This is a genomic window from Tunicatimonas pelagia (assembly GCF_030506325.1).
GTDB classification, from domain to species: Bacteria; Bacteroidota; Bacteroidia; order Cytophagales; family Cyclobacteriaceae; genus Tunicatimonas; species Tunicatimonas pelagia.
Genome location: NZ_CP120683.1, coordinates 268,179 through 279,355, shown reverse-complemented (window position 1 = coordinate 279,355; position 11,177 = coordinate 268,179). Strand labels below are relative to the sequence as shown.

At 45.1% G+C, this 11,177-nt stretch carries 10 protein-coding genes; 6 read left to right on the top strand and 4 right to left on the bottom strand.

Going from position 1 to position 11,177, the window contains the following annotated elements:
- Positions 1-4: 4 nt before the first annotated feature.
- The 3 genes from P0M28_RS01100 to P0M28_RS01090 all read right to left on the bottom strand — a co-directional run bounded on the left by P0M28_RS01100 (position 5) and on the right by P0M28_RS01090 (position 4,487).
- Positions 5-1,633 carry an arylsulfatase gene (locus P0M28_RS01100; protein WP_302207530.1) on the bottom strand — a complete coding sequence of 543 codons (1,629 nt, stop codon included), beginning with the start codon at positions 1,631-1,633 and terminating at the stop codon, positions 5-7.
- A 37-nt stretch (positions 1,634-1,670) separates the two neighbouring features.
- Complete coding sequence (locus tag P0M28_RS01095) at positions 1,671-2,924, bottom strand: protoporphyrinogen/coproporphyrinogen oxidase (protein ID WP_302207529.1); 1,254 nt, start codon at positions 2,922-2,924, stop codon at positions 1,671-1,673.
- Positions 2,925-3,038: 114 nt separating this feature from the next.
- Positions 3,039-4,487 carry a vWA domain-containing protein gene (locus P0M28_RS01090; RefSeq protein ID WP_302207527.1) on the bottom strand — a complete coding sequence of 483 codons (1,449 nt, stop codon included), beginning with the start codon at positions 4,485-4,487 and terminating at the stop codon, positions 3,039-3,041.
- 196 nt (positions 4,488-4,683) lie between these two features.
- On the opposite strand from P0M28_RS01090, the gene P0M28_RS01085 reads away from it, so the two are divergent.
- The 6 genes from P0M28_RS01085 (at position 4,684) to scpB (ending at position 9,070) form a co-directional block, all read left to right on the top strand.
- On the top strand, positions 4,684-5,469 hold the full coding sequence (locus P0M28_RS01085) for a DUF2157 domain-containing protein (RefSeq protein ID WP_302207525.1): 786 nt from the start codon (positions 4,684-4,686) through the stop codon (positions 5,467-5,469).
- 17 nt (positions 5,470-5,486) lie between these two features.
- Positions 5,487-5,714, top strand: coding sequence for a hypothetical protein (locus P0M28_RS01080; RefSeq protein WP_302207524.1), 228 nt, complete (start codon positions 5,487-5,489; stop codon positions 5,712-5,714).
- Positions 5,704-6,144 carry a GDYXXLXY domain-containing protein gene (locus tag P0M28_RS01075; protein ID WP_302207523.1) on the top strand — a complete coding sequence of 147 codons (441 nt, stop codon included), beginning with the start codon at positions 5,704-5,706 and terminating at the stop codon, positions 6,142-6,144. Before P0M28_RS01080 ends, P0M28_RS01075 begins: the two co-directional genes overlap by 11 nt.
- Before the next feature lie 467 nt (positions 6,145-6,611).
- Positions 6,612-7,919, top strand: a complete 1,308-nt coding sequence (locus tag P0M28_RS01070) for an NAD(P)H-dependent oxidoreductase (RefSeq protein ID WP_302207522.1) — start codon at positions 6,612-6,614, stop codon at positions 7,917-7,919.
- 137 nt (positions 7,920-8,056) lie between these two features.
- The gene (locus P0M28_RS01065; protein WP_302210958.1) at positions 8,057-8,440 is read left to right on the top strand and encodes a TraR/DksA family transcriptional regulator; all 384 of its coding nucleotides are present in this window, start codon (positions 8,057-8,059) and stop codon (positions 8,438-8,440) included.
- A 12-nt stretch (positions 8,441-8,452) separates the two neighbouring features.
- Positions 8,453-9,070 (top strand): SMC-Scp complex subunit ScpB, encoded by a 618-nt coding sequence (scpB, locus tag P0M28_RS01060; protein ID WP_302207521.1) that lies wholly within the window; start codon positions 8,453-8,455, stop codon positions 9,068-9,070.
- A 64-nt stretch (positions 9,071-9,134) separates the two neighbouring features.
- Here scpB and P0M28_RS01055 read toward each other — a convergent pair whose 3' ends face one another.
- Positions 9,135-11,069, bottom strand: coding sequence for an AAA domain-containing protein (locus tag P0M28_RS01055; RefSeq protein WP_302207520.1), 1,935 nt, complete (start codon positions 11,067-11,069; stop codon positions 9,135-9,137).
- Positions 11,070-11,177 lie beyond the last annotated feature (108 nt).

Below are 11,177 nucleotides of genomic sequence, written 5' to 3'. Positions count from 1 at the left end.
GTAATTATTTGTTTAGTGTGTTAGGTTCTTTTTCCCCTTCAAACAGGTAGCGGTCTTGTTGATTTAGTGGCATTGCTAAGGATGCTTCGTTAGAATGGGCACCCACCCGTTCAGCCCACTGTTCGTAAGCAGCCATCATTGCTTGCGCTCGTTCGGGCTGTTGATCAATCTGATTACTCAGCTCAGCGCGGTCTTCAGTAATATTGTACAGTTCCCAGCTACCTCCGCGCTGGCCTACCAGCTTCCAGTCGCCTTCGCGCACCGCCCGGCTGCCCCGGAACTCCCAAAACATTGGTTTTTTCCGGGTAAGCTGTCCACCTTGCCAAGCAGGAAGTAAGCTGACTCCTTCCATTGGTAAGACTTGGCGGGTTTGGTACCGTTCTGGGTAGTTAGCTCCGGCAGCCGCCAAAAATGTAGGCATTATATCGACCAGTTGTCCAGGTTCCTCTAGTTTAGTATTGGGTTGAATTTTTGTGGGCCAACGGATAATCATAGGAGTAGCAATACCGCCTTCGTGAATCCACTGTTTGTACTTGCGAAAAGGAGTGTTAGAAACCTGAGCCCACTCAGTATCATAAGTTCGGTCTGCTTCCTCCGGGCCAGGAGGCACTATTGGCGAGTGGTTAGCATCAAACGGACAGCCTCCGTTATCCGAAAGAAAAACGACTAAGGTGTTTTCAGCCACTTTTAGTGAATCTAAATGGTTTAGTAAGCGACCAATCTGCTCATCCAACCGGTCAACCATTCCGGCGTAGACTGCCATCAGCTCGGCTTCTTCTTGCTGTTGGTCAGTAGTTAAATCATTCCAGGCCGGAGCCAATGAGTCGCGGGGAGCTAGGGGTTGGTCAATGTCTACAATGCCAAGCTCTTTCATTCGCTGCAATCGTTGCAGACGTAAGCTGTCCCAGCCAATATTGTAGCTGCCTCGGTATTTTGCGATGTTCTCTTCCGGGGCTTGTAACGGATAATGAGGGGCATTATGGGCTAAGTACACAAAAAAGGGTTTTTCCTGTTGAGTAGCTGCGGATATTTGCTCCATCGCAAAATCGGTGAAAGCATCGGTGGTATAGAAATCTTCGGGGGCTTCAAACACTTCGCTGTTCAACCGCATGTAGTTTACATCGTCTTTGTAATTGCGTCCGGTGTAGAAGTTGCTAGCTCCGTTTAGAAAGCCAAAGTACTCGTTAAAGCCTCTTTTATTAGGCGTATCTACTTCTTCCGCCCAGTTACCCAGATGCCACTTTCCCGCCATAATCGTTTGGTAGCCATTTTCGCCCAGCGCTTCAGCGATTGTCACATTATTATCTGATTTATTCAGGTTGTTAGTCTGCTGAAAGTGAAGTCCGGTAAGTAGCGTGGCGCGGGTTTCAGTACACTTAGCCGTATTGTAGAATTGGGTCATCCGCATACCTTCTTGAGCCAATCGATCCAAGTTGGGAGTCTGAATCTCGGAGCCGTAGCAACCCAAATCAGAGAAGCCCATATCGTCGGCCATAATGAGTACAATGTTCGGGGGGCGTTCGGCTTGCCCCTCTGAGGTGGTGCAGGAGTTTAGAGAAAACAGCAGGCCAGCTAGAAGCAGCCAAATGGAAATACCAAGTTTCACAGCAGATGAGTAGGTTAGGTGGTTCATGAGACGGAAGATACGCAATTATCAGCAAATCTACTTTCTAGCTACTTAGCATAATCTCCGCGGCTTGGCGTCCGGCTCGCATAGCAGCGTTGATGGAGCCATTCAGTAGATAATCACCCGTAACAAATAATTCTTTGCTGACTTTACATTGCTCTCGGGTAAGGTTATGCGAAACGGAATCTTGATTAGGCAGAGCGTAGTCAATGCGGTAGGTTTTTAGGTGCTGCCAAGCATTGGTTTGAGTACCCAACCAAGTTCGTAATTCGCTCTTGATAATTTCGGTCAGTTCCTCATCCGTTTCGGATCGCGACCCGTTGATCGACACGGAGATCAAATGCTTCCCGAGAGGAGCGTAGGCAGAAGAAACATTACTCATCACTACCACATTATTAACCAACCGATCGGGGCGAGCATTGAGAGCCAGCATAGGCTTGGGAATGGGAGATTGATCTGCAGTAAGGTATACGTTTACCGTAGAGTGATACGGCTGGGCGGGTTTCACTGAGGTAAACGTAGCCAGCAATTCGTTGGGCTCAGTAGCCAGCAAAATTTGTTGGGCGGTGTGCGTGCTACCATCATCGGTAGTAACCGTCTGTCCGTTTATGGTAGTTACCCGCCGATTGGTAAGTACCGTTCCGGGGTGCAAACGGGAGGCCAGTTGTTTGGGAATTTCTTCCATCCCCAGTTCAGGAATCGCTGTATCTCCTTCGGAAAACATTTTAAATACAAAGTCAAACTCCCGCCGGGACGTGGTTAAATCACCCTCCAGAAAGATTCCGGCCATAAAGGGTTGAAAGAAATTGCGGAGCATACGTTCACTGAAACCATAATCCTGAATAACTGCCAACGTGCTGGTCTCAGGCTGCTGAAAAATCTCATCGACCGACATTCCCTGGAGGCGAAACTTAGTTTTGAGAATAGTAAGCTTATCGCCCAGAGAACCTACTTTAGCGAATAACGTTTTGAATGCCGCCGTGGGAACCCGACTGGGATCGACAATCTCTTGCCAACCTTCATCATTAAGTACAATAGCCCCCGGAGCAAATTTGCGTAAGTTGAGGGCTTCGTAGTTGAGGTATCGTTGTGTTTCGGGGTACTGGGTTAGCAGTACCTGAAACCCCCGGTCGAGTCGGTAACCGTCTACTTCATCCGTTTTAATTCTTCCTCCCGGACGCTCCGTTGCTTCCAGCAGCTTTACAGATCGCCCACTTTCTTGCAGGGTAATAGCGGCAACCAAGCCAGAGAGGCCAGCACCGATAATGATTACATCGGTATTATCAGAATCAGGCATACGGAGTATTATTGAATTTTTAGCATCAGAACGCTAGCGGGGCGCAAAAGTTTGAACGTAGACGTATTGCGCCCAAGTTACTAGAATTTGTGATTATGAGTAAACGGTACTTTGCTAAAAGAACTTAATATTTGCCGTAGATCCAGTTTTTATGCTAAAATCCTTAGCTTCGGTATATTTGCTACCAAATGCATCTTTGGCTCGGAACACCAGCTTATACTTGCCGGGTTGAATGGCGGTGGTGATGCGGGTTTGGTTATTATCAAAATCCATAATCCAACGTTGCTGGCCTTGCTTATTAAGTTGATACAGACTGCCGATGCCTTGCTTGACAAAATTCACATTCAGTAACCCTGGGCCTGGCAACGACAGTTCAGTGGTTTCACTTTGAGCGATGGATACGTTCCGAAAGTAGGTTTTGGGTAAAGTCAGCACTTCCAGGTCGTACTTACCCACCAAGTACTTTTCTGTCTGAGAGAAGGGCTGGACATTAATAATAGCGGGACTTCCGGCTTTTCGGACGAGCACATTCACTCCCTGGGCGTATTCTGAATGACCGGGTTGCTTCAGGGTAAGTGTTCCCTGTGGAGCCTGAATAGAAACTACATTGTGTTGCCCGCCTTCAAAGGTAACGTTGCGCCGGGCTACCGGAGGAATGGTGTTCACCACTACATCGTAGGAGAGTACCGCATCTACAATCACCGAATCGGGGCGTCCTCGTGGGTCTCGGAAATGCACAAAATCGTAAAGAGCCGCCTTGGTGAAGTTGTTGATAAATGTAACGTTTACGTTGGTTTCGGTAGGGCGTTTATCCTGATCGAGCAGTTCTACACTCACGGTGGTTGTTTCCAGCGATTGTTTCAGAATTTTATTCAGCACCTGCCGGAATTCCTGCTGGTTTTTGGCATCGAAGTACTGGCCTACGCAAGCAAATTCTTTTTCAAAGTTTTCTTTAATCCCCAAGCCAATAACAAAGGGTTTCAGAAATATCTGTCGTTCCTGCAAAGCCAGCGAAACCGCACACGGATCGCCCCCGCAAGACTCGATGCCATCGGTTAGGATAATTACCACGTTACGGTAGTCGGGATCCATCGGAAAATCGCGAGCCGCTTGCTCTAGCGAATAGGCAATTGGAGTAACTCCCGCCGGTTGAATCTGCCGTAATTTTCCGATAATGCGGTTATGGTTGCCCTGGGCGAAGCCTATCTCTAACTTAGTATCCTCACAATTCTGGTATCGGCGATGAAACTGATGGCCGTATACTCGCAGCGCTAGTTCTAATTTGTTATCTACCCGCAGCGAATCTACCAAATCAATAAGCATATTTTTGGCTACGTCCATTCGTAGGCTATTGCCCCATTCGGCAAACATACTGCCGGAAGCATCCAACAAAAACAACATCCGGGTTTTTTCCGGGGGGCGTTGTACTTGCATTTGGGCAGCAACAGGATTAGGAAATCCGATAACGACTAGTGCAAAAAGAAGAATAATGAAGCAGGGGCTGGTGAGCCATTTCTTAGAACACGTATTAGTGATAAGTTTATTCAGTCTGTTTTTTTTCATCCGGTTACACGCCCTAGTTGGTTCGGTTCGCCCCAATAACGTAAAATGCGGTCATATATTCATAGATTACCATATTGATCTTCATTGAGGTTAAGAAGGTTTAGTGAATAGTGCAGCAGTACGGTTCTGCCTTTCGGGGCGTTACCAATAAGAATTAAGGTGGCACCTTTACCCGTGTTCTATTAACTTTAGCCCCATGAGTTTGCGTAAAGACCTACAGGAGCTACGCGAAGCCGAGGTAATATCGGCAGATACCGAAGCCCAGATACGGCAATATTATCGGCGGAAGTCCGATGCATCGGGCAATCGCCTGTTTGTAGTCTTCGGGATACTGGGAGCAATTTTAGTAGGGCTGGGTATTATCCTAATTATTGCCCATAACTGGGACGTATTCCCACGCTCAGTAAAGACTATTTTTGCCTTTCTCCCTTTACTAGTGGGGCAGGGCATTGGAGTATTTACCTTACTAAAACGTAACAATAGGACTGCCTGGAGGGAAGGAGGTGCGGTATCTTTGTTTTTTGCTATCGGGGGGAGTATCTCATTGGTCAGTCAGATTTATAATATCCCGGGCAATCTGAGTAGCTTTTTGTTCACCTGGATGTTATTAGCTCTTCCCTTGGTATATCTGCTGCGCTCATCGGTCACGTCGCTACTCTATATTATCGGCAGCACTTACTATGCTGTGCAGATGAGTTACTGGTCGTACATCACCCCACCGGCCTACCTTTATTGGTTGCTGTTGCTACTTATCGTCCCTTATTACTATCGTCTGCATCGGGCCAACCCCGATAGCAACTACACCTACTTTCACGATTTACTGCTACCTCTTTCCGTGATTATTTGCTTAGGAACAGTGGCAAATGGTTATGGTATACTGTTATTTGTCGCTTATATCAGTCTGTTAGAACGCTGTTGCCTATTGCCCCGGTGTTTGCAGTATTTATTCTTATTTACATCATTGGGTTATACTTGCCCGTAGCGGTAGTGTTGGTAAACGTGTTAATTTTAGTAATTGGGATAGCTATTACTTTAAAAGGTGCCCGGCAAGATCATTTGGGTGTTTTGAATTACGGCTTACTTATCATTGCTGCGCTGGTACTATGTCGCTTCTTCGATGAACGGCTAAGCTTTATTCTGCGCGGTACCTTGTTTGTACTAGTCGGTATCGGCTTCTTTCTAACTAATTACCGAATGCTAAGAAAGCGCAAAGCCCATGCTGAATAGAAAAACAGTACTGCTGCTCTTCATTCTTCTTGCTCTGGTTCAACTCTACGTTCCGGCTAAGATGATTTTGAATCGGGAAGGGATTATTGCGCATGGTACAGAGTATAAGTTTAAAACTGCCCCTATTGACCCTTACGATCCTTTTCGAGGCCGATATATTACCCTCAACTTTGAGCAAATGCGGGTACCGGTACCAGATTTGTCTGAATGGAAGAAGGGCGATGATGTGTATGCCGTATTAAGCACCGACGAAGAAGGTTTTGCGAAATTTACTGCCGCGCTAAAATCTCCGCCAAATACTGACCAAGATTATTTAGCTACTCAAGTTGAGTATGTGGTTGAACATGCGGAAAAAGGATTGGTACTTATTTTGCCTTTCAATCGCTACTATATGGAAGAGTTTAAAGCCCCTGTGGCTGAGCAGATGTAACGAGATGCAAGAAGGGATACTGGGTCAGAGGCTTATGCGCTGGTGATGATTAAAGAAGGCGAAGCAGTGCTCAAAGATGTGCTGATTGAGGGCATACCCATTCGGGAGTATGCTGAAAATGCTTTAGATGATTAGTATTCTTTGCATCCGATTGTAGAGAAGTAGAGCTAAATACCCTTGTTAGTCGCTGTTTCGGTATAACCGTATGCTTTTGTATTACAGTAGCACCAATACGATTTGTGATTTAGAGTGATGTCTAACTGGTATGTAGTATTTACCCTCATTTGGCTAATAAATTGCAAAATATGTGGAAATCATGACTACTAACTTATGCGTTACGCTAAGTATTTAAGAGAAATTTTCCCAATTTGAGACATTTGAATAGATTTTATATTAATTTTTATAATTTTCTTTGAAAAAATTACATTTATGATGTATCTTGCGTTTGTAAACAAATTTCTCTCATAATGATCATTACTGACAAAGCTTTACAGTTTCGAGAAAATATAGGTAACCCAATCCGGGTGGGAATTATTGGTGCTGGCTACATGTCTAAAGGGCTAATTAACCAGATTGAGCGTTATACATCTGGAATGAAAGTAGTAGCGATTAGCAATCGTACTATAGACAAAGCACTAGGCTGCTACCACCAAGCCGGTATTACCGATGTTGCGATTGTAAATAATGCTAGCCAGCTTAGCGATGCAATTAGTCACGAACAGTATGCGGTTTGCCAACATTCCTCTATTCTTTGTGAGGCAGACGGAGTTGATATTATTGTAGAGGCCACGGGTACAATTGATTACGCCGCCTCATCAGTCTTAAATGCGGTTAAACACCATAAGCCAGTAGTTTTGCTCAACGCCGAACTAGATGCTACGCTAGGCCCTATTCTTAAATACTATGCCGATCAATCAGGTGTGATTTTAACGGGAAGTGATGGTGACCAACCGGGCGTTATCATGAACTTATATCGGTTTGTGAAGGGGTTAGGGTTTGATCCGCTAGTAGCCGGAAATATTAAAGGCTTTTTGGATTTCCACAAAAATCCGGATGATATGGCTGAGTATGCTAAGAAAGCCGGTCAGAATGTAAATATGATTACGTCTTTTACCGATGGTACTAAAATCGCCTTTGAGCAAGCCTCGGTAGCTAATGCAACCGGAATGGTGGTAAACAAGCGCGGCATGAACGCCTTCCGATCAACCGATCACGTTGATGAACTAACTCAGCTATACGACATTGATGAGCTGAAGTCGCTCGGGGGTATTGTTGATTATGCGGTAGGACCCAAACCCGGTCCGGGGGTTTATGTATTCGCCACTACTGATGATCCGCTGTCTAAAGATTACTTAAACTATTTAAAATTAGGGAAGGGGCCTCTTTATAGCTTTTACACCCCTTATCACTTATGCTTTTTTGAAGTGCCCAATTCTATTGTTCGCACATTCCATTTCAACGATGCAGTGATGGCACCTTTAGACGGGCCAGTAGTTGAAGTGGTGACGGCGGCCAAACAGAATCTAAAAGCCGGCGATACGCTAGATGGCTTTGGTGGGTATACGAGTTACGGGGTTTGTGAAAACTACGAGGCTAGTCGTTCCGAAAATTTATTGCCCATCGGGTTAACCGAAGGGGTAAAATTGAAGAGAGACGTTGCTAAGGATGCAATCATCACCTTCGATGATATAGAAATTCTGAATGACCAGCTTTCATTCCAATTGTACCAGGAGCAGCTAGCGCATTTTGCCCCTAAGCCGGTGGCTGTTGGCTAGGTATTTTTCGGAGATACTTTACCCACTGGCGAACTTTTAAGCTAGCTGATGCCATTGTAAAAATATACAGTGGGAAGCTTTGAGAATTGGCGGGCAGAATTAATTTTGCCTGCCAATCGGATTTAAATCCTAAAATGATGCAACAACACGAAAAGAAACGATACTCCGATGAAGAGTTAGGGGAGTTTGAAGAAATTATTGATGGTAAATTAGCGAAAGCCAAGGAAGAGTTAGATAATATTAAACAATCGCTGAGTAGAATTCATGATAATGGCACCGATACCACAGTAGGGAACACTAAGCTTTTAGAAGACGGCGCCGATACATTGGAGAAAGAGAGTTTAAGCCAATTAGCCGCCCGTCAGCAGAAGTTTATTATTCAGTTAGAGAATGCCAAAGCCAGAATCAAGAACCGAACTTACGGTATTTGTATTGATACGGGTAAGCTAATTTCTAAGGAGCGGCTTCGGGCAGTTCCTCACACCCGCCATTCAATTGAAGCCAAACTAAAACAGCAGTAAAACTAGTTGACCTTGAACTTTCTTCAAAAGCATATTGAAGCGCTTATCTTTTGCGCCGATAGCCCTATTTCCCTGGCCGATATTATTGGTTGCCTCACTGAAATGTTCGATACTGAAGTTTCGCAAGAAGATGTACTTGCTGAAATTCAGAACTTAGTGAAGGAGTACGAAGATGAACGTTACTCCTATCATATCGTTCAGATTAACGAAGGGTATCAATTTCTGACGAAACCCGCTTACCAAGCCAGCATCAGTATTCTGTTAAAGCAACAATCTAAAAAGAGGCTCTCTACCGCTGCCTTAGAAACGCTTTCAATAATTGCCTACAAACAGCCAATCACTAAATCAATGATTGAGCAAATAAGAGGAGTAGGTTGCGATTACGCTATACAGAAACTATTAGAAAAATCGCTGATTGAAATTAAAGGGAAAGACGAAACAGTCGGGCGTCCGTTACTCTACGGAACATCTGATAAGTTTATGGAGTACTTCGGTATCAATAATCTTCAGGAACTGCCGCTACCCAAAGATTTTTCTCAAAGCAATGAAATTGGGGAATTGGCTATTGATTCGCTTACCGAAAATCAAATTTCTAGCCAGGATACGTCGCAAGATCATTCCCCGACATGATTGCTCTGTTTCCAGGAAACCACCGATCATCCTTCTTTACTTTCAGGTGATACGATATGAGCAATTAGCCGGGATAAATGTACTCAAACGCGCTTTGGTAAGCGTCGGATTGTTGTACGTAATCCAATAACTCGCTGTAAAACGGATGATTTCCTAAAGTGGCGCTATCGCCGAAAATTACTAGCTTTTTCTTGGCTCGAGTCATGGCTACGTTGGTTCTACGGATGTCTTTAAGAAAGCCGATTTCGCCTTTGGCATTAGAGCGCACTAGGCTAATGTAAATTATTTCTCGCTCTCTTCCCTGAAAAGCATCCACGGTATCAATAGTAATAAGCGGCTGAATATCCGACAGCAATTCATACGAAAGATAATGCTCGGTAAGAAATTTTACTTGCGCTTTGTAGGGGGTAATAATTCCGATACGAACCTGGTTTTCCAAGAAAAATTGCGGAGTCAAATCCTCCACCAGAGCATTCAAGTGACGCAGCAGCAGTTGTCCTTCCTCTTCATTGAAGGTGCTGAGTGTTTCGGGGTCGGTTTTCTCATTAAAGCCACAACCAGCAGTATCCACAAAAGCGAGCGGTGGTTGATTTTCAGTCAGAGTAATGTCTTGTACGGAACTGGCTGCTTTTAATTGATCGTCGTAGAAATAATGGCTGGAAAACTGCATAATCTTCTGGTGCATTCGGTACTGCATTTGTAAGAGTGCATCTACCGGACTACCCAATTTCTTTTGCCGATCAATACACTTTTCAAATAAAGTAACATTCAACCCTTGCTGAGCCGCTGCGAAGGATTTAATGGTAGGAGGAAGTTGGTAATGATCCCCCGCAAATATCACCCGCTGCGCTTTCTGAATAGGAATCCAGCAGGCCGCTTCCAAAGCTTGAGCCGCTTCATCAATAAATACGGTATCGCAGCGAAACCCCTTGATGAGGTTATTGGCCGCACCGACCAGCGTACAGGCAATCACTTGCGATTTGGATAGTATATCAGCTACAATGTAATGCTCCAGTTGCTCTGCTTCATTCCGCAGTCCGGAAGCTTCTCCGAGTAGTCGTTTTCGCTGCTGACGTTCGGAGTGACCAAAATTTCGCTTATACTTCAGGGCTAGGCTACGCATTTCCTCGGAGCGCCGTCGCAACGCCTTAAGATCTTTGTAGTATCCGTGTTGTGCAATTTGAGCATCAATAGTGCGACTTAAGTTTTGTTCGGTTACCCGAGCCGGATGTCCTAGCCGAACTACGTCTAATGATTGTTCACTCAGTTTTTCGGTTAATAAATCAACGGCAGCATTGCTGGGAGCGCATACCAGCACTTGTTTTTCCAGTTGTACCGTCTGAATAATTGATTGAACCAATGTGGTTGTTTTGCCAGTGCCGGGCGGCCCGTGTACTACAGCAACATCTTGCGCCTGCCGAATACGTTGCAATGCCTGATTCTGACTCTCATTGAGCAAACCTATTGCCCCTCCTAAGCTATCCTTGGTGAACGTAGCCGATTGCTCACCCAATAGAACCGAGCGCAAATCTAGTAAGCGAGGGTCTTTAGTTTCAATGACTTTCTTTAGGGCTTTTTCCATCTCGCGGTAAGCCATCTCATCAAACAGCAAATCCACCCCTAAATTACCTTCGTTGATCCAGGAGGGTAGCTCACTAACGTTCAACGTGATCGTCATATGATGCTTGCGTACATCGTTCACCACCCCAGATACCGAGGGGCGGTCGTTGAAAAGATTTGAAAACAGACTTACGATTTTCCCCGAGGTAAAAACGTGAGATTTGGTGGATTCATCGCTACGCCTCACTCGAATGATAAGTTTCTCTCCCAGGCTGTACCGCTGACTTTCCACCACCACTGGGTACCAGCAGACTCCGTCGCGCTTGCGATCTTCCAGGCTGGCCAGCAGCACCTTCTGGCGATAATATTCTAAATCAGCTTCTTTTTCCAATCGTAGTAGCTGAATTTGCCGCTGTAATTCTTGAATAATTTCGGTCATATACGGCTATGAACGCGCTGAGGTGATAGTTGTTTAACGTAGATAAACTATCGAACTTTGTGTGGTTTAATTACCTTGAAAGTAGTAGAGATGGCCAAGAAAAATAAG

Coding starts and splice junctions, on each gene's coding strand:
- P0M28_RS01100 (WP_302207530.1), bottom strand. CDS start 1,633: ATGAACCACCTAACCTACTCATCTGCTGTGAAACTTGGTATTTCCATT.
- P0M28_RS01095 (WP_302207529.1), bottom strand. CDS start 2,924: ATGCCTGATTCTGATAATACCGATGTAATCATTATCGGTGCTGGCCTC.
- P0M28_RS01090 (WP_302207527.1), bottom strand. CDS start 4,487: ATGAAAAAAAACAGACTGAATAAACTTATCACTAATACGTGTTCTAAG.
- P0M28_RS01085 (WP_302207525.1), top strand. CDS start 4,684: ATGAGTTTGCGTAAAGACCTACAGGAGCTACGCGAAGCCGAGGTAATA.
- P0M28_RS01075 (WP_302207523.1), top strand. CDS start 5,704: ATGCTGAATAGAAAAACAGTACTGCTGCTCTTCATTCTTCTTGCTCTG.
- P0M28_RS01070 (WP_302207522.1), top strand. CDS start 6,612: ATGATCATTACTGACAAAGCTTTACAGTTTCGAGAAAATATAGGTAAC.
- P0M28_RS01065 (WP_302210958.1), top strand. CDS start 8,057: ATGCAACAACACGAAAAGAAACGATACTCCGATGAAGAGTTAGGGGAG.
- P0M28_RS01055 (WP_302207520.1), bottom strand. CDS start 11,069: ATGACCGAAATTATTCAAGAATTACAGCGGCAAATTCAGCTACTACGA.